Below are 23,473 nucleotides of genomic sequence, written 5' to 3' on the forward strand. Positions count from 1 at the left end.
ATTGCAGAAATGGCGTTGGATCAGGACCGGCAGATGGACCGTTTTGCTGATCGCAGATTTGGGGAATTTGCCTCCGAACTGGCTCGGGACGGGCTGGAATGGGATGCGTTTCACTATCGCAACGAACTATTATTCTCTCCGGTCTTCCAGCGCGTTTCGCCGCCGCTGATTCGCTGGATCGCTGATTATCGCGGCCGCATATTGTCGCGGGAGATCATGTCGGACCTTTTTGCCCGTCATTTTTCCTGCGACATCATCGGAAATGGCTGGCGGTCGATGCTGGACAGGCATGACTGGAAAGCGCTGGCCGACGCCGCCAAACGCTCCGCCCGGCCCGATCCCGTTCCCGTGCGCATGCGCACCCTTGCCGGTGAAACGAGGTCGGGGATCGTGCGCATGTCGCTGGTCGTGGAGCCCGATGAGGCGCCGCTCTGGTACGGAACGATCGAGGACATCGATGAGCGGTACGACTGCGACCGCCGCGCACTGGCCGATGCCCTGGCGGAAAGCCGGCAGCATTATCGCTGGTCGGTCGAACTCAGTCCCCAAGTCCCCTGGACGGCATCGGTCAGCGGCGAAATCGAGGAGGTGGGACCCCGCTGGCAGGAACTGACCGGCATGGCCCCGGCGCGTGCGCGGGGCAGGGGGTGGATCGATTCGCTGCATCCCGACGATGTCGATCGCACGCTGGCCATCTGGACGGAAAAGCTCCATTCAGGCGATCCTGTCGACGTCGACTACCGGCTGCGCCTCTCCGACGGCGGCTATCGCTGGATGCGGTCGCGCGCCTCGGCGCGCCGCGACGCGAAGGGCCGGATCGTGCGCTGGTACGGAACGCTGGAGGATGTTCACGCGCAGAAACTGGCGCAGCGCGAACTGGCTGACAGCGAGGAACGCTTCCGCCTGGCGGTGCAGTCGGCGCGGCTGGGCATATGGGATTTCGACGCGGTCGCCGGCACGCGGACATGGTCGCGGGAATTCCGGACGATGCTGGGCCTGTCGGATACCGAACCGGCGACGAGCGAACTGGCATTGCGGCTGGTGCACCCGGATGATCGGTCGCGTCTCGCCGGAATGCTGGACGCCGTCGCGAACGGGCGCATGCCGCCGCATTTCGAAGCCACGCTGAGGGTGCACAGGGCCGACACCGGCGCCCTGCGCTGGATCAAGAGCGTCGGCTGGAGCAGCTTCTCCGATTCCGGCAAGCCACTGCGCGTCATCGTGACCTTCCAGGATGTGACGGAAGAAAGGAACAGCGAGGAACGGATACGCTGGGCCGCCACGCACGATCCCATGACGCATATGCCCAATCGCGCGCTGTGGCAGACGACATTGGAGGAAATGACCGAGCAGGCGCGCCGGACGGGGGAAAGTTTCGGCCTGATCCTGGTCGACATCGACGACCTGAAGCGGACCAACGACACGCTGGGCCATGATGCGGGCGATGCGCTGCTCTGCGGTTTTGCGCAGCGCTTCGCCTCCTGCGCGCCGGTCGATGCCATGATCGGGCGACTGGGCGGCGACGAGTTCGGCATGATCGCGCCCTCGCTCGCCAGCAGCGCGGCGCTTTCGGCCTGGAGCGCCGAATTGCTGGGCGGTGTGCGCGCGCCCTATGTCCATAATGGCCGGTCGCTCGATTATGGGATCAGCATGGGCGGCGCGGTCTTTGGCGAACATGGCGAGGATGCGGCGGAATTGCTGAAGGCGGCGGACCTGGCGCTTTATGCGTCCAAGTCCACCGGACGGGGCCGGCTGACGCTGTTCCAGTCGCAATTGCGCGCCGACGCGCAACAGCGCAGTTCGATGATCCACATGGCGCGGCAGGCGATCGTGGACGATCTGGTCGTCCCCTATTACCAGCCCAAGGCGGACATGAGGACCGGACGGATATTGGGCTATGAGGCGCTGCTGCGCTGGCAGCATCCCCGCACCGGCGTCCACGCGCCCGACACGATCGCGGCGGCTTTCGACAATGCGGAACTGGCCGTCGAACTTACCGAAAAGATGCTGGCGAAGGTCGTCCGCGACGTCGATCGATGGCTGCGCGCCGGCCATGATCCGGGCCGGGTCGCCATCAACGCCTCCGCCGCCGATTTCATGCAGCATGATTTTGCCGACTATGTCCTCGCCCATCTCGCGCGCTGCACCATCCCGCCGCAGCAGTTCGAGATCGAGGTGACGGAGACCGTTTTCCTGGGCCGGGGCGCCGAACAGGTGGAGCGGGCGTTGCACCGCCTGTCGTCGGCGGGCGTACGGATCGCGCTGGACGATTTCGGCACCGGCTACGCATCGCTCAGCCATTTGAAGCAATATCCGGTCGACGTGCTGAAGATCGACCGCAGTTTCATCAGCAATATCGAACAGGATGCGGGCGACGCCGTCATTGTCGACGCCATCGTCAAGCTGGGCAGCAGCCTTGGCATGGAGGTGGTGGCCGAAGGCGTCGAAACGGTGGGACAGGTCGAGATGCTGATCGCTCGCGGCTGCACCATCGGCCAAGGTTATCTGATGGGGCGTCCCCGGCCTTGGGCGGCGGTACGGTCCCGCGCCGCCTAGAGCGATTTCCAAGCAGATGGAATCATCTGCTGACTCGGAAAACGCTACAAAACAAAAACTTAGAGCAGTCGAGCCGATGCAATCGGATCGGAATCTGCTCCAGAGCGATTTCCAAGCGATCGTAACCGTTGCTGGTCAAGAAATCGCGGAAGACGAGGAAGCTGGAGCGGCGATCTGATTCATCGGAGCGAAAGCCGGTTTTTTCCGTTCCAATCCTTCCCGCGCGCACCGGAACAGCTCTGTCGATGCTACCGCACCCTGCGCCTGCGGACCGGAACTTCCGTCACATAGGTCCGGGTGGTGGTGACGGCGGGCTGGACCACGACCGTCGTGGTGGTGGAGCCGGGATAATAATAGCCGCCCGATATGAAGCCGGGCGCTTGCGTCGTCGTGACGACGGGTTCTCCCGGACCGGCGCGCCGCTCCGTCCGGTTCGGCCCGGCGGCATAGGGCGGCGGGTCGAAATCGACACCGGGTCCACCCCGGACCTGCCCCTCGAAACGGCCTTCATAATCGCCGCTGAAGGTCTTGCCGTCCTTGTCCCGCCATGTGCCGCTCCAGCGCCCTTCATAGCCCAGCGGCGGCGGTGGCGGGCCATCCCGCGCGGTGACTTCGTCATCATAGCCGATGCCCGGCGGCGGTGCCGTGTCGCCTGCTTCCTCCCATGCGACGCCGCTGCGATAATCGCGCACGCGGCCATCCCGGTCGGTCATCACCGCATCGTCATAATAGCGCGACCAGCCATAGCCGCTGACGGGCGCCGGCAGCCCGTAAGCGCCATAGTTGCGGATATGATAGGCGGGGTTGATCCAATAGCGTGGCAGGACATAGCCGACCACGGGCCTGCGATAGGCCGCCCAGCCGCCCGGCGCGGACCAGCCCGCATGCCAAAGGCCCTGATGGCGCGGACCCCAGCGGTGCACCGTGGTTCCCGCATGCACCGCCGGCCGGGCGGCCATTCCACCACCCCCGACCGGCCCGTTTGCGGAAACCGGCGCCGTCAACCCGATCGCCAGACCGGCGCCGGCCAGGATGAAGCTCCGGATATGCATGCTCAAATCCCCGTTTTCGGCTGATATGTTAACGGCTTGTTTAGCATGATCGGCCGCCGCCATCCAAGCGCCGGCATTTCCATGCCTGTCCCGAAAAGAGGCAACGGCGCGCATTGGGCCCCGATATGTTCGCTATTTTGGTTCCCTGAACGTGCCATTCATGGGTTTACCACCTAAACCAGACGCGACGCGATCCGCCCGACCAGCGCCTCCAGCCCGGTCCGGTCCGCACTGTCGAAGCGCGCCGGGATCGGACTGTCGAGGTCCAGCACGGCGACGACCCGGCCTTCGACGATCACCGGCACGACGATTTCCGAAGCGCTGGCGGCGTCGCAGGCGATATGGCCGGGAAAGGCGTGGACGTCCTCCACCAGTTGCGTCTGGCCGCTGGCCGCCGCGGCGCCGCAGACGCCCTTGCCCAGCGGGATGCGGATGCAGGCGGCCTTGCCCTGAAAGGGGCCAAGGACCAGTTCGCCGCCGACCATCCGGTAAAAGCCCGCCCAATTGAGGTCGGGCAGGAACTGCCAGATCAGCGCGGAGACATTGGCCATGTTGGCGATGGCATCGGGCTCGCCCGCCGTCAGCGCATCGGCGGCGGAGAGCAGGTCGTCATGGAGCGTGGCTTTGTCGGCACCGGCCGGGGGAGAAAAATCGAACATGGCCGGCATATAGGATGTGGCGCGGGTGCAGGCCAGACCGGTTAATCCAGCCTTACCTTGCCACGCCCCGCCTTGACCGAACTGCGCGCCTTCTTCGCGTCGACGCGCCGCGCCTTGGCGGCCTTGCCCGGCTTGGTCGCCTTGCGCGCCTTCGGCACGACCGTGGCGTCCCGGATCAATTCCACCAGCCGGGCCAGCACCTCCTGCCGGTTCAAGAGCTGCGATCGCGAGCCTTCGGAACGGAGGATCAGCACGCCCTCCGCCGTCATCCGCCGTCCGGCGATCGCCGCCAGCCGGTGCTTGACCGCCTCGGGCAGCGACGGGCTGTTCGCCACGTCGAAGCGCAACTGCACCGCGCTGTCCGTGGTGTTCACATGCTGGCCGCCAGCCCCGGTCGAGCGGACGAAGCTTTCCGACAGCTCGTCGCTGTCGATGGAGATCGACCGGGTGACGGGGATGCGTGGCAAGGGCGCTAAAGCCCGGCCTGTTCGAGCAGTTCCTGCCCGAAGCCCGCTGCCGCGAAGGTCGCGGGCAGGGGGGCGGTCGCTTCCGCCGGCGGCTTCTCCCCGCGCGGGATGCTGAGGAAGCGGCTGTGCAGCAGCATCGGCCCTTCGCCCGATCCATAGACCGGATCGCCCGCAATGCCGAAGCCCAGGCCATGCAGCGCATGGGTCCGGATCTGGTGGGTGCGTCCGGTGCGGGGGGTGAAGACGATCAGCGAGCGTCCGTCCTTCTCCGCGATCTTGCGCCAGTCGGTGAACGCGGCCTTCCCCGCCTTCGCCGGGATCATCCGCCACCCCTGGGCGGGCGTGCTGATCTTCTTGAGCGACAGGCCGATGGTGCCGCTGTCCTCCGCCGGAACGCCGTCCACCACCGCGACATAGCGTTTCGCGACCGTTCCGGCCTCAAAGGCCGCGGCGAAGCGCTTGTGCGCCTTGGGATTGCGGGCGAGCAGCAGGCAGCCGCTGGTGTCGCGGTCCAGCCGGTGCACCGGCAGCGGCCAGCGCTGGAAGCCGAAGGTCAGCGAGGACAGGTGGTTTTCCAGCGAAAGCGACCCGTCACGCGGCGCGTCGACGGGCAGGCCCGCCGGCTTGTCGAGGATGATGGCCTCGCCATCGATGAACAGAACTCGGTCATGAAGCAGGGACAAGAGGCGTTTTTCCGTAAATGCAGGGCAGCGATTGACGCGCGTGCCGCTTCCTATAGGGCGTGGAGGGCATGGAGAACAGGGGGCATGAGGCGCATCCGCCGGGCGGAGGGCGGCTGGAATGGATCGATGTCGCGCGCGGCATCGGGATCGTCGCCGTGGTCGCCGGCCATGTGTGGACGCGCGGGGGACTGCGCGACGCGATGTACAGCTTCCACATGCCGCTGTTCTTCCTGCTGTCGGGTCTCCTGTCCCGCCCGCAGCCGGCGGGACGCTTCACCCGCCGCCAGCTCGCGTCCCAGATGCGGCCCTATGCGGCTTTCCTGATCCTGCTGATCCTGACGGATCAGGTCGTCGAGACGATGAAGGGCGGCAGGCCGATCTTCCATGACTGGCCGGGGGATCTGGCGCCGATAGCGCTCGGCGGCTCATGGTTGCGCGGGCCGTTCACCATATTCTGGTTCGTGCCCTGCCTGATGATGGCGCGCATCCTGTTCAACATGGTGCTGGCCCGCTGGCCCGACCCGCTCGATCGGCGCTGGGCGTTGCTGATGCTGCCGGTGCTGCTGATCGCCTATGGCGCGGGACAATGCACCAGCCTGTCGCCGCTGGGGCTGCTCACCGTACCCATGGCCCTGGTCCTGCTCTGGGCGGGGGCGGCATGGCAGCGCGTGGACTGGCGAAGCTGGATGCTGGCGCCGCTGGTCCCGCTGTCGCTGGCCGGGCTGACGGCGCTGCTGCCGACGCTCAACATGAAGGCGGCCGACTATGGCTGGCCCTTGTTGTCCATCGCCTCGGCCATGGCCACCAGCTTCCTGCTTTTCCGCCTTTCGGTGCGGATCGCGCCCTTTGGCGGATGGATCGCCGCCATCGGGCGCGCGTCGCTGGTCGTCATGTATCTCCACGTCGCGGTCATTCACTATCTTTCGCCCTATATGGCCAAGCCGTGGCTGCTGGTGCAGGCGCTTCTGATACCGCTCGCCGCTTATTATCTGATCCGGGCCGTCCCCGGCGCGCAAAGGATTTTCCTCTAAAAAGCGCGCTGCGTTACACGGGACGCGCGCTCCAGGCTTGTGTTGGGGCATCGTTTGATCGGAAGACCGGTTCCCGACCTTCGACAGGCCCAGCGCAGGCTTTCCGGCCCCGTCAATGCAGATGCCGCAGCTTGTCCGGGTTGCGCATCACATAGATGCCGGTGACGCGCCCATCCTCGATGTCGAGCGCCGTGGTCTGGAGTTCGCCGTCCGCCTCCCGGGTGACGAAGCCGGGAAGGCCGTTGATCAATCCCACGCGCACCAGCGTCGACCCATATTTGCCGAACAGCACGGCCAGCGCCTTGTGCATCTGCATGACCGGGCCGAAGCCCAGCACGGGAACGATCGCGGCAGGGCGCTTGCCGCCGCCATCGCTGTGCAGGCTGACATCCCGTGCCAGCATCGCGCCCAGCGCCGCCATGTCGCCGCTCCGCGAGGCGGCGAAGAAGGCGCCGGCAATCTCCAGCCCGTGCTGTCTTTCCACCCGGTAGCGGGGTCTCGCCTCCCGCACATGGGCCCGCGCCCGCGCCGCCAGTTGACGGCAGGCCGCCGGATCGCGTTCGACCGTGGCGGCGATTTCCTCGAAGCCGACGCCGAAGACGTCATGCAGCAGGAAAGCCGCCCGCTCCAGCGGCGACAGCCGTTCCAGCGCCAACATCAGCGGCAGCGTCACATCCTCTTCTTCCCCGGCGTCGTCCACCACCGGATCGGGCAGCCAGGGGCCGATATAGGTTTCGCGGTTGCGCCGCGCCGACTTGAGCTGGTCGAGGCACAGCCGCGTCACGGTGCGGCGCAGGAACGCTTCCGGCTCGCGCACCGCGTCGCGGTCGGCGCCCATCCATCGGATAAAGGCTTCCTGCACCACATCCTCGGCGTCCGCGACCGAACCCAGCATGCGATAAGCGACGCGGATGAGCCTGGGACGCAGCGGATCGAAGCTCTCCGCCGCGCCCCCATGCGCCCCCTGCGCCATCACGCAGCCGCCCTGGCCGGCGTGTCGTACCAGAGGCCGAAGCCCACCGCGATGCGGTTCCAGCCGTTGATGACGTTGATCATCAGGGTCAGCTTCACCTGCTCCTCCTCCGAAAACTCGGCTGCCAGCGCCTTGTGGGCCGCTTCATGGCTGTGCCCTTCGGAAAGGCGAGTCAAGGCCTCCGTCCATTCCAGCGCGGCCCGCTCGCGGGCCGTATAGCAGGGCGCCTCCCGCCAGGCGGAAAGCAGGTAGATGCGCTGTTCGCTTTCGCCCTGCGCGCGGGCCTCGACCGTGTGCATGTTGATGCAGTTGGCGCACTGGTTGATCTGCGACGCGCGGATCTTCACCAGCTCGATAAGGCTCGGCTCAAGGCTGGCATTGATGGCGGCGGAGGTGGCGAACCAGCTTTTCATAAGCTGGGGCGCGGCGGCAAAGGGGTCGAGCTTGGCAGTCATGTCAGCACCTTTCTTCCTGAGTTATGCCGACATGACGAGACAGGATCGGCTGGCGTGACATGGGTCGCGAAAAAATGCCATATCGGCGATTGGAAGGGCGGAACAGCGGCACTGCTCCACTCCGACCCTTCAAACCAGCCACTTGCCTCGTCTGGACCTGGAGGGAAGGGGCTTGATGTCCCCTAACCGCCCCCTAGAGCCAATCGACATTCAGCCCTGACGGCCTGCAAATGACGCTTTTCCGTGCTTCCGGTGCTCACCTACTTTGAGTAGGCTGCGCTCCGGGTCACGGAAAACCACCATTTTCGGCTCGTCATCATCTGAATGTCGATTGGCTTTAGCCCCCGCGGCCGTCCACTGCATCAGCGCGACCTTCATCCCCCGGCCAATGACCGCTTCCCAAGCCTTGCAAAAATGCTCTAGGGCGGGCGGCATGACCAATATTCTTCTCGTCATGGCAGGAGGCGCCGTCGGATCGGCCTTGCGCTACCTGCTCGGGCGTCTCGCTGCCCAGATATTCCCTGGCGCCCTGTGGCCCTGGGGAACATTCGGCGCGAATATCATCGGCGGTTTCGCCATGGGCCTGTTCGCCGGATGGCTGGCCCGCTTCAATATGACGGGGGGCGAACCGATCCGGCTGCTGCTTGCCGTCGGTCTGCTGGGCGGCTTCACGACCTTTTCCTCCTTCAGCCTGGAAACCGTGCTGATGATGGAGCGGGGGCAGCCGGGCATGGCGCTGGGCTATGCGGTCCTTTCCGTCATCGGCGCCGTGGGCGCGCTGGCCGGCGGCCTGGCCGTCATGAGGAGCGTCGCATGAAGGGCCGTCCTCCCGGCAAACCCACCGGCCCCCGCAAGCCCGGCGCAGCGCCCCAGGGGCGGGCGCGCGGCGCGGCCAAGGCGGCTCGCGCCCGCAAGCCGGATGCGCCGAAGCCCGCTGCCCGGCCTCCTGTCAAAACGCCCGCCGCCAAAACGCCTGCGGCAAAGACTGCTGCCCGGTCCGCCTCCTCCTCTCCGGCGAAGGGCGTGTCGCTCGACGTGCGGCAATTCCGCGTGGCGGCGGATGACGACGGCATCCGGCTCGACCGCTGGTTCCAGCGGCATCTGCCCGACATCGGCTTCAACACCGTCTCGCGCTGGGCGCGCACCGGCCAGTTGCGCGTGGATGGCGCCCGCGCCGCGCCGGGCGACCGCATCGCGGAGGGCCAGACCATCCGCGTGCCCCCCGCCGAGCCCAAGGCTCCCGAAACCGCGAAGCCCAAACGCGTTCGTCCGCAACTCACGGACGATCAGGCGGCCTTCGCCCAGGGGCTCGTCATCCATCGCGACGCGCAGGCCATCGTCATCAACAAACCGCCCGGCCTCGCCACGCAGGGCGGCACCAAGACGGACGATCATGTCGACGGCCTGCTCGATGCGCTGGAGTTCGACCTCGATCAGCGGCCCAAGCTCGTCCACCGGCTGGACAAGGACACGTCCGGCGCGCTGCTCGTCGCGCGCACCGCGCGGTCGGCCGCCTTCTTCGCCAAGGCCTTCTCCAGCCGCACGGCGCGCAAGGTCTATTGGGCCATCGTGATGGGCGTGCCCTCCATCGAGGATGGCATGATCGAACTGCCCATCGCCAAGCAGCCCGGCACCGGCGGCGAGAAAATGCATGTCGATGAGGAGGAAGGGCTTCCTTCCCGCTCGCGCTATCGCGTGATCGAACGCGCGGGCAATCGCGCCGCCTGGGTCGAACTGCAACCCTATACCGGCCGGACCCACCAGTTGCGCGTCCATATGGCGGCAATCGGCCATCCCATCGTCGGGGACGGCAAATATGGCGGCAAGGACGCCTTTCTGAGCGGCACGATCAGCCGCAAGATGCATCTCCACGCCCGCCGCATCCGGGTCGATCATCCCGATGGCGGCCGGGTCGACGTGCGGGCCGAACTGCCCGAGCATTTCGCCGCCAGCCTTGCCTCGCTGGGCTTCGACCTTTCCGCCGGCGACCTGCCGCTGGACGAGGAGGTCGCCCGCGCGCCCACGCGGGAGGATGAGAAGAAGGCCGCCCGCGCTCATGCCAAGCAGATCCGCAAGGGCCGCAAGGGCGAACGGCGCGCCCGCGGTTCGGGTGGAGGGCCGCGCAGGAAATGACGCCCGGCGCGCCTTATCGCTGGCGGGACGAAGCCGCGATCCGCGCATTCGTGGCGGAGGTGGGCTTCGGCCTGCTCTGCGTGGCCGCACCGGACCGCCAGCATGTCGTCCATCTGCCGCTCGTCTGGAGGGACGAGGGGCATGTCGGCTTTCACCTCCACCGCGCCAATCCCATCGTCCGCCACCTGGACGGTCAGGAAGCGCTGATCGTCGTGACCGGCGCCCATCATTATATCAGCCCCGACTGGTACGGCATGCCCGACAAGGTGCCGACCTGGAACTACCAGTCGGCGGAATTGCGGGGCGTCATGCGCAGGCTGGACCATGAGCAGACCGTCGCCCATCTCGACGCGCTGTCGAACGATCAGGAAAGCCGCCTCCTGCCGAAACCGGTCTGGACCCGCGAGAAGATGAGCGAGGGGCTGTTCGAGCGTGTGATGACGGGCCTGATCGGCTTTGAGATCGCCGTGCATGCGATGGAAGGCACGATGAAGCTGGGACAGGACAAGCCGGAATCCGCGCGCATCGCCGTGGCGGACGCTCTCGCGGCCAGAGGCGATGCCGCCATGTCCGTCCTCATGCGGGCGACGCTGTCATGAGCAATCGCCTTGCCGTATTCGATTGCGACGGCACGCTGGTCGACAGCCAGCACAGCATCTGCACGGCCATGGTCCGCGCGTTCGAGGGCGAGAAGCTGGTGGCGCCGGACCGCGCGACGATCCTGTCGGTCGTCGGCCTGTCGCTCCCGCTCGCCATGGCGCGGCTCCTGCCGGATGCGGAGGCCGATTATCACGATCATCTGTCGGAAAGCTACAAGCTGGCCTTCCAGCAGCTTCGCCGCGAAAATGCGGTGTCGGAACCGCTCTATCCCGGCATTGCCGAACTGATCCGCGAACTGGATGCCGATGGCTGGCTGCTGGGCGTCGCCACCGGCAAATCGGACCGCGGCCTGCAACTTTGCCTCACCCATCATGGTATCCACGCCCATTTCGTGACGTTGCAGACCGCCGACCGCCATCCGTCGAAGCCGCATCCCTCCATGCTGCTGACCGCCATGGCCGAAGCAGGAGCGACACCGGAAAGCACGGTGATGATCGGCGACACCAGCTTCGACATCGACATGGCGCTGTCTGCCGGCACGCGCGCGCTGGGCGTGGGCTGGGGCTATCACACGCCGCAGGATCTGATGGACGCCGGCGCGCACAGCGTCGCCATGGACAGCGCGGAGCTGCGCGGCCATATCCACGCCCCCCATGGCCCTTCGCCCGACAGCCGCTCCCGATGACCGACATGCCGCCCGTTCCTCCCACCGACCCGGAAAAGGTCGCCCGCCAGCGTTTCTTCGCGCTCGGCCTGTTCCGCCTGTCGGGCGCGCTGCTGGTGATGTTCGGCTTCCTGGTGCTGATGCAGCGCTTCCATTGGGTGCAGGGGAACAAGGCGAAGGCGATGGGCGCGATCTTCGTCATCGTCGGCCTGTTCCAGTTCGTCATCGTCCCGCGCCTGCTGCTCGCGCTGTTCAGGAAACCGCCGCAATCATGAAACGCTTCTACCAGGATGCCGCCGTCGTCGCGGTTGAATCCGGTTTCGAAATCCGCCTCGACGGCCGCCCGGTCCGCACCCCCGCCCGCGCGCCGCTGGCGCTGCCCACCCAGGGGCTTGCAGAGGCGATCGCCGAAGAATGGCGCGCGCAGGGCGACACGGTCGACCCCCGATCCATGCCGTTCACCGGGCTCGCCAACGGCGCCATAGACCAGATCGCACCCAATAGCGGGAGTTTTGCCGCAGGCATCGCCCGCTATGCCGAAAGCGATCTGCTCTGCTATCGTGCGGAGGGGCCGGCCGAACTGATTGCTCGAGAGGCCGCGGCCTGGGACCCGCTGCTGGAATGGGCGACGACCCGCTACGACGTCGCGTTCCGGGTGACGCAGGGCATCGTTCCGGTGGCCCAGCCGACCGAAACGCTGGAGCGGCTGGCGGCTGCCGTGGCGGTTCTCGACCCTTTCACCCTGGCGGGGCTATCCACGCTGGTGACGCTGTCCGGCTCGCTCGTCTGCGGTCTGGCGGTGGTGGAGGGGGGCCATGACGCCGACCTGATCTGGACGGCGTCCGAAATCGACGAAGCCTGGGAAGTCGAACAATGGGGCGAGGACAAGGAAGCCGCCGCCCGGTCGGCGCAGCGCAGGAACGAATTTGCCATGGCCCGAGCCTTTTGCGAGATGGCCCGCGCCTGACCGGGTGGGAATGACGCAGCGTCTTCGTTCAATATCGACAGGCGCGGCCCCGAAGCCCGCCTTTTTCGCAAGACCGAGGAGTGCTCCATTTTGCCGCCCCGTTTTTCTCTTTTCGTCCTGATCGCCCTGTCCGCGCCGCCGGCGCAGGCGGCCCCGGCGCTTGCCCAGCAGGCGGGGCAGGCGGCTCCCGCCGCCGGTCGGATGAGTTCGGAACAGATCGCGGCCTTCAACCGGGCGGTCACTGATTTCACCGCGGGACAGACCGCGCAGCAGGCCGGCGACAATGCCGCCGCCGCCGCGAAATATGAAGCCGCACTGCCCGCTATCCGCACGGCCGTGGAGCTCGACCCCGCCAGGATCGAAAATGTGAATTTCCTCGCCAACGCGCTTTACGCCGATGCGGCGGCGCAGGGCGCGCTGGGCAGGATGGACAGGGTGATCGCGCTCTATACCGAATCCGCGCCCCATTGGCGCAAGCTGGTGGAGGCAAAGCCCGCCGATGCCGCCAGCCGCAATATCTTCGCCGGCATCTTGATCCAGATGGGCAATCAGAAGCTGGCCGGCAATGACAGGACCGGGGCCGATCCCCTCTATCAGGAGGCGCTGACCCTCGCGCGCAGGTCCGTCGCGGAAAAGGCCGGGGACGCGGTGTCCCGCAACATCCTGCTATCCGCGCTGATCGGGGTCAGCCAGACCGGCAAAGACCCGGCCCTGTCCGCCGAAGCGCTGAAAATGGGCAAGGCGATGCTGAGCGACGGCACCATCGACGCAATGAACAAGCCCTCTATCGAGGCGATGACGGGCGCCAAGGCCGGCTGACGCCGCTATTTAGAGCGCGCTGCGTTAAATCGGACGCAGGCCGCGCGCTCCAAGCTTTTGTTGTCGCATCGTTTTAACGCAAAACCGGTTCCCACTTTTGCGCACGATGCTCTATTTGTCCAACGGTGAACCTGCCCCGCGAGGGAGCAGGCCATGTTCAACCTGCCCGACCCTGTGCGAACGGGACTGGGTAACGCTCTGCGCCTAAGCCGTCAGGCCCATGATCTTGTCGGCATAGAGCAGCCGCCCCGGCCCCATCAGGCCGATGAATTGCGGCAGCATATGGCGGGCAAGCGCGAAACAGCCCTCGCTGCGGCCGATCTTGCCCCAGGTCGCGATATGGTTCTCGCTGACATAGTCCGCGCCATGCACGACGATGGCGCGCATCTCCGCATTGTTGTTCTGCGGATCGAGCCCGGCCAGGCGCATCGCCCGGCCATGCTGGCCCTCATAGATTTCGCCGGTCTTGAAAGCGCCCGAACTGCTCGCCAGTGAATTGGGTTCATTGGAAAAGCTGTGGAGCCATCCCGAATGCTCGGGGTCGGAACCGCGGCCATGGGCAACCAGATAGGAACTTGCCTGCCCGCCGATCAGGTCGACCACATGGAAGCGCAATTCGCGCGACGGCGCATTGAAATCGGCCAGCGCCACCCGGTCCCGCAGGGTGAACATATGCCCATGCTGGTCCAGCGCGGCCTTTGCCCGCTCCAGCAGTTTCGCATAGGGCTGGGTCGCGAGCGGCCCCGGCGAAGCCGGACGCGGTGCGGGAGGAACTGCCGGCTGTGGCTGCGTTTCGCCCAGCGGAGCGGCCCGCCCGGCACTGTCGGCAAGAAACGAAAATGCCAGCCCGCTCAAAGCGAGCTTGGTAAAACTACGACGATCCATGAATCGCAATATAGCAAAGGAGCAGCGCCAGTCCAAGGGCGGCGCAGGATCGCCGCCGCCGTCCCGCCTCCTTTCCGGGGCGGGAAGACTCCGGCCGATGGCGCGGGCCCCTATTCGGTGGCGTTCGCGCCTTCGTCTGCGCCGTCCTGGCCAAGGCGCGCCGTCATGCCTGTCGCGGCGGCGTCGTCCTCGATCTGCTGCTGTTCGGAAATGCTCGGCGGCGGTGCAGGTTCCGGCGCGGCCGCATTGTTGCCCGGCTCGGGAGCGGGGGCCACCGGTTCCTCCTCGATCACATTTTCGACCGGCGGCTCGACCAGATTGTTGGTCGCGGGCGCCTCTTCCTCCTTCTTGCCGCAGGCGGCGAGGGCAAGCGTCCCGGCAAGGGCGATAAGGGCGAATTTGCGCATGAAGATCAGTCCTTGGATGCGATGGAGGTGGCGGGCGCAGCGGTCGGGTCGACCCGGCGGCTGGACGCCTCGATCTTCGCCGCCAGCAGCTTGTCCCAGCCATAGGGATCGGAACGGAAGCTCATCGTCCCGTTATTGCTGGCGAAGGCGGTCCAGTAAAGCAGGTACACCGCCACTTCCTTGGGCAGCGACACCCGCTGGGTCTTGCCCGCGTCGATCAGCGACTGGATCTTGCCGGCAAGGTCGGGATTGCCCGCCACCATCAGCTCCGCCAGCGGGACGGGCTTTTCCAGGCGGATGCAGCCATGGCTGGCCAGCCGGTCATAGCTTGAAAACTTTGCCCGCGACGGCGTGTCGTGCAGGTAGACGGCGAAGGGATTGTTGAAGTCGAACTTCAACCGGCCGAGCGCGCTGTTCGGGCCGGCGGGCTGCACGATCCGCTCTCCGGTTTCCGGCGTGCCGACGATCTTGTACCCCTGCCGGATCAGTGTCGCGCGCCCCTTTGGCCACAATTCGCGCTTCGCGATGGAGGAGGGGACGTTCCACGGCGGGTTGACCACGATCGAATGGATGCTGGACGACAGCATCGGTGTCGCATTGTCCGGCGAGCCCGTCACCGCGCGCATCGACGTCACCGGCTGGTCGCCCTCGAACACCGTCAGCACGGCGGCGGCGATATTCACCTGCACCCGGTTGACCGGCAATTCGCGCGGCATCCAGCGCCAGCGTTCCATATTCGCCATGATCGCGGCGATGCGATCATCCACCGGCACGTTCAGCTCCCTGAGCGTCCGGGCGTCCAGCAGGCCGGTGGGGTTGAGGCCATAGCGCCGCTGCGCCCGTTGCAGCACATCGACCAGCTTTTCGCCGGGCGTGACGCTCTTGTCCTCTATGGCGATGCGCGCCCGCACGGCATCGGGGGAGGATTGCGCGGTGAGGGTGGGCCAGCCGCCCGCATCGCGAATGCGTTCGTAATTGGCGAGCCCCTTGCGCAGCCCGTCATAGCCGGCATAGGGCGGCGTCAGGCTGAGCGCCCATTGCGGCAGCCTGTCCTCGCTGATCGCCTTGGCAAGGCCGGGCCGGGGATCGAACCGCGCCGGGCGCAACGCCCAGATCTCCAGGAAGTCGGCGGTATCCACGCGCCCGGTGCTGAGCGCCTTCGCCCGGTCCAGCACGGCGGACAGAAGCGCCTCTCCCTTCAGTTCTCCGGTCGCTCTGGCGCGCGCCATCAACCCTTGGACCGCGCCGCCCTTCAGCCACTCGTTCAGCCATTTTTCCTGCGCAGCCGAGGGTTGCGGCAGCGGCACGGGCGGCGGCGTCACCATGGCCGGAGGCAGGATGACCTGCGGGGCGGGGGGCTGCGCCGACGGGGCGGGCATGGTCGGTGCGACGGCCGGCGGTTGCGCCACCGCCGGCACCGCGACGGCGCCCAGCAGGGAAATTACGGAAAAACGGATCATTTCAGGACGGTTCATGCTGGACCAGATAGCGCAAAGCCCGCATCGTTCAAACTCGAAGATAGCGGAAAAGATGATGCTGCACGTCGTTCACCATCCGGCCTATGTCTCTCCGGCAACAGCGGGCAGTTCCTTTCGCTTCGACAAATATGGGCTGGTGATGGAGGCGCTGACCATGGCGGCCGCACCCTTTACCGTGCATGAACCCGCCCCCATGCCGCGCGTCTGGATAGAGGCGGTCCACGACCCCGATTATGTCGAGCAGGTCGCGACGCAGACCGTGCCGCGCGAAAAGGAAAGACGGATCGGTTTTCCGGTGACGGAGCGGGTGGCGCGCCGTTCGATGCTGTCGCCCGGCGGCACATGGCTGGCGGCGCGGCTCGCCATGCGCCATGGCTATGCGGCGAATGCGGCGGGCGGCAGCCATCATGCACTGCCCGGCAGCGGCGCGGGATATTGCGTGTTCAACGACCTTGCCATCGCTGCCAACCGGCTGATAGCGGAGGGGGATGCGAACCGTATATTGATCCTCGACCTCGACGTGCATCAGGGCGACGGCACGGCCGTGCTGACCGGCGGGCGAGGGGACATATTCACCCTGTCCATCCATGCGGACCGCAACTTCCCCGTGCGCAAGGCCTGCTCGACGCTCGACATCGGCCTGCCCGACGGCACGGGCGATGAGGCTTATATGGAGGCGCTGATAAGGGCCCTCCCGCCCGTGCTCGACGATTTCCGGCCTGATCTGATCCTCTACCAGGCCGGGGTCGACCCGCATCAAGACGATCGCCTCGGCCGCTTGGCGCTGAGCGATGCCGGGCTGGACCGCCGCGACCGCGCCGTGATGCGCGCCGCCCGCCGCCGCGGCATCCCGCTCGCCAGCACCATGGGCGGCGGCTATGGCGAAGACCGCATGGCCATCGCCCGGCGCCACGCCGATTGCATGATCCGCCTGGCGGAAGAGGCGGGTGATGGCCGATAGCTGCCGCTGAGCGCGCCATGTTCCTGCGAAGGCTCTCACGAGCCATTTGCCTGTTCAGCAAGGCAAGCGGAAAGTCGGCAAGCCCCCCCTTCCGCGCTTAATGCAGCGTTGCCTCCCCCGTGGCGTCGGAACCGGCGGCCTGCCTGCTCTCCATGATTTTTGCCGCGACCAGTCCTGCCGCGACCAGCGCCGCGAAATCGCTGAAGGCCAGATAAAGGATATAGCCCCAGGGCGCATGGTTGAACACCGCTTGCCCGATATGCAGCCACAGCACGGCCGCCAGCGCGAACAGGACCGTCGCTCTCGCCCGTCCAGCCAGATCGCCGCTCACGATCCGCAGCATCAGCGCAATGACGATGCCGACGACCAGCGCCAGGATCAGGCCGCCGATCAGCGCCCCGGCATCGGTCACCGGAAATCCGCTATTGTTGTAGAAGACCGTGGCGACCGGCCCCTTGCCATAGAGGATGGTGCCCTGCGCGGTCGCCGGGTCGGGAATCACATAGACGCCGGTGCCCGAGGGCGTCAGCGCCTGCGCCAGGGCCGCCTGCAAATTGCTGCCGGCGGCGGACTCCGCGCGATGAAAGGCGAGCGCGCTCAGCGGCGTTCCCCAGAAGAGGAAGCCGACGAGATACATGGCGACGCCGCCGATCAGGCCGCCCAACAGGGTCTTGAACATATGCCCTCCTGTCCTCTCAACGATCGAGAGGCTGACGGACAAACGCCGGAACGGCAATATCTTTCCGGGAAGGGCGCTCAATCGCCCTTGCGCGACGCCTTTTCCGCAATCCCCGACACGCCCTCGCGCCGGTCGAGTTCGTCCAGCACTTCGTCCAGCGCGATGTCGAGGTCGGCCAGCAGCACCAGCAGATGGAACAGCAGGTCTGCGCTTTCGCCGATCGCGCCTTCGCGGTCCGCCGCCATGGCGGCGATCACCGTCTCCACGGCCTCTTCGCCCAGCTTCTGGGCGATCTTGCCGCGCCCCCTGGCGGTCAGCTTGGCCACATAGGACTGATCGGGATCGGCCTGCCGCCGCTGGCGGATGGTCCGTTCAAGATTAAATAGGGTCGCGCGCATGGCGCCATCAAGCGCCACGCGCGCAAACCGTCAAACGAAAACTTACTTGCGCTTGCGGCGGGCGACGAAAACCCGCGCGCCCAGCACCGCGGCGCCAAGGCCGAACAGCGCCATCTGTTCCGGTTCGGGCACCGGCGTCGGCGTGCCGCCGGACGAGGAACCGCCCGAGCTGCTGGAGCCGCCGCACTTCTTGCCCCAGCACCAGGTCGCTTCCGCCGGAGCCGCCGCGCCCATCAGAGCGGCCACGCCAGCGGCCAGAAACAGCTTGTTCACATTCATCATCTTCACCCCGCTATTGATTGAGTCAGGTGCGGGAAGAGGTGCAGGCACCGTGCCAGTTCCATTGATTGGAGGCGGAACGGGGCCATCATGGTTAACATAGGCCTGCCGATCTGGGTTAATGTAAAGACAACCGACGCTTTTCGGCGGAATCGGGTCGGTCAGGCGGTCCGGACGGCAATGCCGGCGGCCGCCAGCGCCTGATGCGCTTCAGCAATGCTATGTTGACCGAAATGAAATATGGACGCCGCGAGCACCGCGCTGGCATGCCCCTCCACCACGCCTTCGACCAGATGATCGAGCGTCCCGACGCCGCCGCTGGCGATGACCGGAACCGAAACCGCATCGGCAATGGCGCGGGTAAGGGCAAGGTCATAGCCCGCCTTGGTCCCGTCCCCGTCCATGGACGTGACCAGCAGTTCGCCCGCGCCCAGTTGGGCAAGCCGCACCGCATGCTCCAGCGCATCAATGCCGGTCGGCTTGCGGCCGCCATGGGTGAAGATTTCCCAGCGGCCATCGCCCACCCGCCGCGCATCGACCGAGCCGACGACGCACTGGCTGCCGAAGCGGTCGGCGATGTCCGCCACCACCTCGGGCCGGGTGACGGCCGCGCTGTTCACCGCGACCTTGTCCGCACCCGCTAGCAGCAGGGCGCGGGCATCCTCCGGACTGCGCACGCCCCCGCCCACCGTCACCGGCATGAAGCAGACCTCCGCCGTGCGCCGGACCACGTCGATGATCGTGCCGCGCGCCTCATGCGTGGCGGTGATGTCCAGGAAGCAGAGTTCATCCGCGCCCGCCGCGTCGTAAATCTTCGCCTGCTCGACCGGATTGCCCGCGTCGCGCAGATCGATGAAGTTCACGCCCTTGACCACGCGGCCATTGGCGACGTCCAGGCAGGGGATGACGCGGGTGCGGACGGTCATGCGGCCGCCTGCGCCACCGCCAGCGCCGCCTTCAGGTCCAGCCGCCCGTCATAGAGCGCGCGGCCCGTGATCACGCCTTCAATGCCCTCGTCGGCATGCAGGCTCAGCACCCGGATGTCCGCGATCCCCGCGACGCCGCCGCTGGCGATCACCGGAATGTCCGTGGCGCGGGCCAGATCGACGGTCGCATCGATGTTGCAGCCCTTGAGCAGGCCGTCGCGGCCGACATCGGTGAACAGCAGGCTGGCGACGCCCGCATCCTCGAACCGGCGGGCAAGGTCGACCACCGGCATGTCGGACTTCTCCGCCCAGCCGTCCGTCGCGACGAAGCCGTCCCGCGCATCCACCGCCACCACGATCCCGCCGGGGAAGTCCCGTGCCGCCGCCTTGACGAAGCCCGGGTCTTTCAGGGCCGCCGTGCCGATGACGATGCGCGACACGCCCAGGTCGAACCAGCGCTCCACCGCCTCCCGGTTGCGGATGCCCCCGCCCAGCTGCACATGGCCGGGAAAGGCCGCCACGATGGCCTCGACCGCTTCGGCATTGACCGCATGGCCCGCGAAGCTGCCGTCCAGATCGACTACATGCAGATGCTGCGCGCCCGCTTCCGCGAACAATATCGCCTGGGCGGCGGGATTGTCGCCATAGACGGTGGCGCGGTTCATGTCGCCTTCGGCCAGGCGCACGACCTGGCCGCCCTTGAGGTCGATGGCAGGGAAAACGATCAGGCTCATGGACGCCAATCCAGAAAACGGGAGAGGAAGGAAAGGCCGTAGCTCTGGCTCTTTTCCGGGTGAAACTGACAGCCAATGATGGTGTCGCGCGCCACCGCCGCGACCAGCGGCCCGCCATGATCGGTGACGGCGGCGACATGCGCCGGGTCGGCGGCTTCGAAATGATAGCTGTGCAGGAAATAGGCCTCGCCCGCTTCCAGCAGCGGAGGCGTGCCGCGCAGGGCCACGTCGTTCCAGCCCATGTGCGGCACCTTGATCGCCGGATCGCGCGGCTCGATCAGCCGGACGGTGCCGCCTATCCAGCCCAGCCCCTCGTGCCGGCCGAACTCTTCCCCCGCATCGGCCAGCAACTGCATGCCCACGCACACGCCCAGAAAGGGGACGCCGCGCTGGCGGACGGCCTCGTTCATCGCCTCCACCATGCCGGGAATCGCGACCAGCGCATCGCGGCAGGCGCGGAAGGCGCCGACGCCCGGCAGGACGATGCGGTCCGCCCCTGCCACGACATCCGGATCGGCGGTGATAACGGCGTCGTCCGCCCCCGCCTTGCGCAGGGCGTTGTGCACCGAATGAAGGTTGCCCGCGCCATAGTCGATCAGGGCAAGCGCGGTCACAGCATTCCCTTGGTCGAAGGAATGGCGTCGGCCTTGCGCGGGTCGATCTCCACCGCCTGCCGCAACGCGCGAGCAAGGCCCTTGAAGCAGCTTTCGACGATATGATGGTTGTTGCTGCCGTAGAGATTTTCGATGTGCAGCGTGATCCCGGCGGCCTGGGCGAAGCTGTGGAAGAAATGCTCCACCATCTCGCTGTCCCATTCCCCGATGCGCTGCACGGTGAACTCCACCTTGAACACCAGCCAGGGGCGTCCCGAAATGTCCAGCGACACGCGGGTCAGCGTCTCGTCCATCGGGGAATAGACGCTGCCGTAGCGGGAAATGCCGCGCTTGTCGCCCAGCGCCTTCGCCACCGCCTCGCCAATGGCGATGGCCGTGTCCTCGGTCGTGTGATGCTGGTCCACATGCAGGTCGCCGACGGTCTTCACGTCCATGTCGATCAGCGAGTGACGCGACAGTTGCTCGATCATGTGATCCAGGAAACCGATGCCTGTCGAAACGGTGTAGATGCCGGTGCCGTCCAGGTTGACGGTCACGTCGATCTGCGTTTCCGCAGTGTTGCGGTGAATGTCGGCCGTGCGCATGGCAGCGCCCTATAACGAAGTGGACGGCCGTTGCAATGTGGCGTTGCACCTATAGCGCGCACTTGACCCGCGCCGCCGCGCCGTTAGGACATTGGCGCATGAGCGACGACCTGCCCGACAGCCTGATTCCCTATGACGAAATCGTGCAGGAGGCCCTGCGCGCCGTCGTCGGCCGCGTGCTGGGGGAAATCGAACGGACGGGCGGCCTTCCCGGCGCGCATCATTTCTACATCACGTTCAAGACGCAGGCGGCCGGAGTCGATATTCCACGCCATCTGGTCGAACGCTTCCCTGACGAAATGACCATCGTCCTCCAGAACAAATTCTGGGACCTGAAGGTCAGCGACGACGCCTTCGGTGTCAGCCTGACCTTCAACCAGGTGGCGGCGCATCTGCATATTCCCTTCGCGGCGATCACGGCCTTCGTCGATCCGGCGGTGAATTTCGCGCTCCAGTTCCAGGCGCAGGCCGACATTGCGCCCGAACCGCATGAAGAGGCGGAAAATGACGCGCCGCAGGTGACGACGGAGGACGGCTCCAATGTCGTGACCGTGGACTTCGGCAAGAAGAAATAAGGCTGGAAACAGGGGCGGGGGCTCCCCAGATTGACGGCACTCCGGCGACATCATGGGAGTGCCCGACTTGAACGACAGCCGCACCGAAACCGACAGCATCGGCGCCATCGAAGTGCCCGCCAGCGCCTATTGGGGCGCGCAGACCCAGCGGAGCATCGAGAATTTCCCCTTCGGCCCCGGAGAACGCATGCCGATCGGCATCGTCCACGCGCTGGCTATCGTGAAGCAGGCGGCGGCGCGGGTCAATCGAGGACACGGACTCGATTCGGACCTGGCGGATGCAATCGAGGCGGCGGCGGCGCAGGTCGTCGCGGGCAACCATGACGACCAGTTCCCGCTCGTCATCTGGCAGACCGGCAGCGGCACCCAATCCAACATGAACGTCAATGAGGTGATCGCGGGCATCGCCAATGAGGCCCTGACCGGCAAGCGCGGCGGCAAGAGCCCGGTCCACCCCAACGACCATGTGAATATGGGCCAGTCGTCCAATGACAGCTTCCCGACCGCCCTGCACATTGCGGCGGCGCGGGCCGCCACGGCGGCCCTGTTCCCGGCGCTCGACCGGCTCCACGCCGCCCTCGACGCCAGGGCGAAGGCGTGGGAGGGCATCGTGAAGATCGGCCGCACCCATCTGCAGGACGCGACGCCGCTGACGCTGGGCCAGGAATTTTCCGGCTACGCCCATCAACTCTACCGCAGCCGCAAGCGGATCGAGCCGGCGGTCATGCACGGCATGATGGCGCTGGCGCAGGGCGGCACGGCGGTCGGCACCGGCCTCAACGCGCCCGCGGGCTTCGACGTGGCGGTGGCGAAGGAAATCGCGGCGCTGACCGGCCTGCCGTTCCGGACCGCCGACAACAAGTTCGAGGCGCTCGCCTCCAACGATCCGCTGGTGCACCTGTCCTCCACCCTGGCGACGCTGGCAGTGGCGCTGACCAAGATCGCCAACGACATCCGCCTGCTGGGCAGCGGCCCGCGCTCGGGCCTTGGCGAACTCGACCTGCCGGCCAATGAACCGGGCAGTTCGATCATGCCCGGGAAGGTCAATCCCACCCAGTGCGAGATGCTGACCATGGTCGCCGCGCAGGTCATCGGCAATCATCAGGCGGCGACGGTCGGCGGCCTTCAGGGGCATCTGGAACTCAATGTCTTCAAGCCGATGATCGGCGCGGCGGTGCTGCGGTCTATCCATCTGCTCAGCGTCGGCATGGACAGTTTCGCAGAACGCTGCGTCGACGGGCTGGAGGCGAATGAGAGGCGGATTGCCGAGCTGGTCGACCGGTCGCTGATGCTGGTCACCGCGCTCGCGCCCGAAATCGGCTATGACAATGCCGCCAGGATCGCGAAACACGCCCATGCCGAAGGGCTGACGCTGAAGGAGGCGGGCCTGCAATTGGGGTTGGTCGATGGGGAAAGCTTCGACCGGCTTGTCCGGCCCGAAAATATGGTCTGATCGACATCGGCATGGTGGAACCGGTCGCGCTGCGGTACATTGATGTCCCATGAGGAAAAAATCGCCCGACCAGCCGCTGATCGCCGTCCGCCCGCCCCGCAAGGACGGGCTGCTCCGAAAGGCGGCCCGCGTCGGTGCGACCGTCGTCGCGGCGCGGGTGGCCGCCGATACCGGCAAGAAGGGCGTGATCGGCCTGCTGGCGGGCATGGGGGCCAAGCGGCTCATCATGCGTCATCCCATGGGCACGCTGTTCGTGACGGGCGCCTATATGGCCGGAAAGGTCTATGAGGCGAAGCGCGAGGCGGATCGCAAGCGCAAGGTCAAGGCCCTGCCGGACGGCAGTCCGCCGCCGATCCTGATCGAGGAAGCGCGCAAGGCCCGCAAGGGCTGACGGCGCGACAGTCCCCCTTGCCAAATCCCGTCCATGACGCCAAGAGCGGC

The 23,473-nt window shown here is 66.5% G+C and carries 30 protein-coding genes; 13 read left to right on the top strand and 17 right to left on the bottom strand.

The window, feature by feature from the left end; translation table 11 throughout:
* Positions 1-33 precede the first annotated feature (33 nt).
* Positions 34-2,556, top strand: coding sequence for a sensor domain-containing protein (locus EGM87_RS01860; protein WP_137709212.1), 2,523 nt, complete (start codon positions 34-36; stop codon positions 2,554-2,556).
* Between the two features lie 248 nt (positions 2,557-2,804).
* On the opposite strand, the gene EGM87_RS01865 is transcribed toward EGM87_RS01860, so the two are convergent.
* The 4 genes from EGM87_RS01865 to EGM87_RS01880 form a co-directional block, all read right to left on the bottom strand.
* On the bottom strand, positions 2,805-3,608 hold the full coding sequence (locus EGM87_RS01865) for an RcnB family protein (protein ID WP_137709211.1): 804 nt from the start codon (positions 3,606-3,608) through the stop codon (positions 2,805-2,807).
* Positions 3,609-3,781: 173 nt separating this feature from the next.
* The gene (gene msrC / locus EGM87_RS01870) at positions 3,782-4,267 is read right to left on the bottom strand and encodes a free L-methionine (R)-S-oxide reductase MsrC (protein WP_044663082.1); all 486 of its coding nucleotides are present in this window, start codon (positions 4,265-4,267) and stop codon (positions 3,782-3,784) included.
* 41 nt (positions 4,268-4,308) lie between these two features.
* The gene (gene arfB, locus EGM87_RS01875) at positions 4,309-4,734 is read right to left on the bottom strand and encodes an alternative ribosome rescue aminoacyl-tRNA hydrolase ArfB (RefSeq protein ID WP_025550175.1); all 426 of its coding nucleotides are present in this window, start codon (positions 4,732-4,734) and stop codon (positions 4,309-4,311) included.
* A 5-nt stretch (positions 4,735-4,739) separates the two neighbouring features.
* Positions 4,740-5,417: an RluA family pseudouridine synthase gene (locus EGM87_RS01880; protein ID WP_044661840.1), complete on the bottom strand. Its 678-nt coding sequence runs from the start codon at positions 5,415-5,417 to the stop codon at positions 4,740-4,742.
* A 68-nt stretch (positions 5,418-5,485) separates the two neighbouring features.
* Here EGM87_RS01880 and EGM87_RS01885 point away from each other — a divergent pair, with 68 nt between their 5' ends.
* The gene (locus EGM87_RS01885; protein WP_137709210.1) at positions 5,486-6,448 is read left to right on the top strand and encodes an acyltransferase family protein; all 963 of its coding nucleotides are present in this window, start codon (positions 5,486-5,488) and stop codon (positions 6,446-6,448) included.
* Positions 6,449-6,560: 112 nt separating this feature from the next.
* On the opposite strand, the gene EGM87_RS01890 is transcribed toward EGM87_RS01885, so the two are convergent.
* From EGM87_RS01890 to EGM87_RS01900, 3 genes are all read right to left on the bottom strand, one after another.
* Positions 6,561-7,421: a sigma-70 family RNA polymerase sigma factor gene (locus EGM87_RS01890; RefSeq protein ID WP_025550172.1), complete on the bottom strand. Its 861-nt coding sequence runs from the start codon at positions 7,419-7,421 to the stop codon at positions 6,561-6,563.
* Entirely contained in the window at positions 7,421-7,876 is a 456-nt protein-coding gene (locus EGM87_RS01895) for a carboxymuconolactone decarboxylase family protein (RefSeq protein WP_025550171.1), read from the bottom strand. The genes EGM87_RS01890 and EGM87_RS01895 overlap by 1 nt, the downstream gene beginning before the upstream one ends.
* 210 nt (positions 7,877-8,086) lie before the next feature.
* Positions 8,087-8,311, bottom strand: a complete 225-nt coding sequence (locus EGM87_RS01900; RefSeq protein WP_137709209.1) for a hypothetical protein — start codon at positions 8,309-8,311, stop codon at positions 8,087-8,089.
* On the opposite strand from EGM87_RS01900, the gene crcB reads away from it, so the two are divergent.
* From crcB to EGM87_RS01935, 7 genes are all read left to right on the top strand, one after another.
* Positions 8,310-8,693, top strand: coding sequence for a fluoride efflux transporter CrcB (gene crcB, locus EGM87_RS01905; protein ID WP_044661843.1), 384 nt, complete (start codon positions 8,310-8,312; stop codon positions 8,691-8,693). The genes EGM87_RS01900 and crcB overlap by 2 nt on opposite strands.
* Entirely contained in the window at positions 8,690-10,009 is a 1,320-nt protein-coding gene (locus tag EGM87_RS01910) for an RluA family pseudouridine synthase (protein ID WP_044661844.1), read from the top strand. Before crcB ends, EGM87_RS01910 begins: the two co-directional genes overlap by 4 nt.
* Positions 10,006-10,608, top strand: coding sequence for an FMN-binding negative transcriptional regulator (locus EGM87_RS01915; RefSeq protein WP_137709208.1), 603 nt, complete (start codon positions 10,006-10,008; stop codon positions 10,606-10,608). The genes EGM87_RS01910 and EGM87_RS01915 overlap by 4 nt, the downstream gene beginning before the upstream one ends.
* On the top strand, positions 10,605-11,294 hold the full coding sequence (locus EGM87_RS01920) for an HAD-IA family hydrolase (RefSeq protein ID WP_137709207.1): 690 nt from the start codon (positions 10,605-10,607) through the stop codon (positions 11,292-11,294). Before EGM87_RS01915 ends, EGM87_RS01920 begins: the two co-directional genes overlap by 4 nt.
* A complete protein-coding gene (locus EGM87_RS01925; RefSeq protein WP_025550167.1) occupies positions 11,291-11,548 on the top strand; it encodes a hypothetical protein in 258 nt (85 codons plus the stop codon). Before EGM87_RS01920 ends, EGM87_RS01925 begins: the two co-directional genes overlap by 4 nt.
* A complete protein-coding gene (locus EGM87_RS01930; protein WP_025550166.1) occupies positions 11,545-12,240 on the top strand; it encodes an ATP12 family chaperone protein in 696 nt (231 codons plus the stop codon). Before EGM87_RS01925 ends, EGM87_RS01930 begins: the two co-directional genes overlap by 4 nt.
* Before the next feature lie 90 nt (positions 12,241-12,330).
* A complete protein-coding gene (locus tag EGM87_RS01935; RefSeq protein WP_137709206.1) occupies positions 12,331-13,059 on the top strand; it encodes a hypothetical protein in 729 nt (242 codons plus the stop codon).
* A 204-nt stretch (positions 13,060-13,263) separates the two neighbouring features.
* Here EGM87_RS01935 and EGM87_RS01940 read toward each other — a convergent pair whose 3' ends face one another.
* The 3 genes from EGM87_RS01940 to EGM87_RS01950 all read right to left on the bottom strand — a co-directional run bounded on the left by EGM87_RS01940 (position 13,264) and on the right by EGM87_RS01950 (position 15,811).
* Positions 13,264-13,944: a murein L,D-transpeptidase catalytic domain family protein gene (locus EGM87_RS01940; protein ID WP_044663083.1), complete on the bottom strand. Its 681-nt coding sequence runs from the start codon at positions 13,942-13,944 to the stop codon at positions 13,264-13,266.
* Positions 13,945-14,054: 110 nt separating this feature from the next.
* Positions 14,055-14,351, bottom strand: a complete 297-nt coding sequence (locus tag EGM87_RS01945; protein WP_025551772.1) for a hypothetical protein — start codon at positions 14,349-14,351, stop codon at positions 14,055-14,057.
* 5 nt (positions 14,352-14,356) lie between these two features.
* Positions 14,357-15,811: a L,D-transpeptidase family protein gene (locus tag EGM87_RS01950; RefSeq protein WP_025551770.1), complete on the bottom strand. Its 1,455-nt coding sequence runs from the start codon at positions 15,809-15,811 to the stop codon at positions 14,357-14,359.
* Positions 15,812-15,884: 73 nt separating this feature from the next.
* On the opposite strand from EGM87_RS01950, the gene EGM87_RS01955 reads away from it, so the two are divergent.
* The gene (locus EGM87_RS01955; protein WP_137709685.1) at positions 15,885-16,790 is read left to right on the top strand and encodes a histone deacetylase family protein; all 906 of its coding nucleotides are present in this window, start codon (positions 15,885-15,887) and stop codon (positions 16,788-16,790) included.
* Between the two features lie 97 nt (positions 16,791-16,887).
* Here the strand turns inward: EGM87_RS01955 and EGM87_RS01960 are convergent, their stop codons facing one another.
* From EGM87_RS01960 to hisB, 7 genes are all read right to left on the bottom strand, one after another.
* Positions 16,888-17,469 carry a hypothetical protein gene (locus EGM87_RS01960; protein WP_048575361.1) on the bottom strand — a complete coding sequence of 194 codons (582 nt, stop codon included), beginning with the start codon at positions 17,467-17,469 and terminating at the stop codon, positions 16,888-16,890.
* Between the two features lie 77 nt (positions 17,470-17,546).
* A complete protein-coding gene (locus EGM87_RS01965; RefSeq protein ID WP_061940924.1) occupies positions 17,547-17,867 on the bottom strand; it encodes a phosphoribosyl-ATP diphosphatase in 321 nt (106 codons plus the stop codon).
* A gap of 42 nt (positions 17,868-17,909) precedes the next feature.
* Complete coding sequence (locus EGM87_RS01970; protein ID WP_025551763.1) at positions 17,910-18,146, bottom strand: PEP-CTERM sorting domain-containing protein; 237 nt, start codon at positions 18,144-18,146, stop codon at positions 17,910-17,912.
* Between the two features lie 161 nt (positions 18,147-18,307).
* Complete coding sequence (hisF, locus tag EGM87_RS01975) at positions 18,308-19,072, bottom strand: imidazole glycerol phosphate synthase subunit HisF (protein ID WP_137709205.1); 765 nt, start codon at positions 19,070-19,072, stop codon at positions 18,308-18,310.
* Entirely contained in the window at positions 19,069-19,806 is a 738-nt protein-coding gene (gene hisA, locus EGM87_RS01980) for a 1-(5-phosphoribosyl)-5-[(5-phosphoribosylamino)methylideneamino]imidazole-4-carboxamide isomerase (protein WP_044661852.1), read from the bottom strand. Before hisA ends, hisF begins: the two co-directional genes overlap by 4 nt.
* The gene (hisH, locus tag EGM87_RS01985) at positions 19,803-20,420 is read right to left on the bottom strand and encodes an imidazole glycerol phosphate synthase subunit HisH (protein WP_025551759.1); all 618 of its coding nucleotides are present in this window, start codon (positions 20,418-20,420) and stop codon (positions 19,803-19,805) included. The genes hisA and hisH overlap by 4 nt, the downstream gene beginning before the upstream one ends.
* A complete protein-coding gene (hisB, locus tag EGM87_RS01990; RefSeq protein WP_137709204.1) occupies positions 20,417-21,004 on the bottom strand; it encodes an imidazoleglycerol-phosphate dehydratase HisB in 588 nt (195 codons plus the stop codon). The genes hisH and hisB overlap by 4 nt, the downstream gene beginning before the upstream one ends.
* Positions 21,005-21,102: 98 nt before the next feature.
* Between hisB and EGM87_RS01995 the strand changes: the two genes are divergently transcribed.
* From EGM87_RS01995 to EGM87_RS02005, 3 genes are all read left to right on the top strand, one after another.
* The gene (locus EGM87_RS01995; RefSeq protein WP_044661853.1) at positions 21,103-21,579 is read left to right on the top strand and encodes an SspB family protein; all 477 of its coding nucleotides are present in this window, start codon (positions 21,103-21,105) and stop codon (positions 21,577-21,579) included.
* Between the two features lie 67 nt (positions 21,580-21,646).
* Entirely contained in the window at positions 21,647-23,032 is a 1,386-nt protein-coding gene (fumC, locus tag EGM87_RS02000; RefSeq protein WP_044663085.1) for a class II fumarate hydratase, read from the top strand.
* Between the two features lie 49 nt (positions 23,033-23,081).
* Positions 23,082-23,423, top strand: coding sequence for a hypothetical protein (locus tag EGM87_RS02005; protein WP_048575357.1), 342 nt, complete (start codon positions 23,082-23,084; stop codon positions 23,421-23,423).
* Positions 23,424-23,473: the final 50 nt, after the last annotated feature.

Origin of the sequence: Sphingobium sp. RSMS (genome assembly GCF_005406185.4) — a bacterium.
GTDB classification, from domain to species: Bacteria; Pseudomonadota; Alphaproteobacteria; order Sphingomonadales; family Sphingomonadaceae; genus Sphingobium; species Sphingobium fuliginis.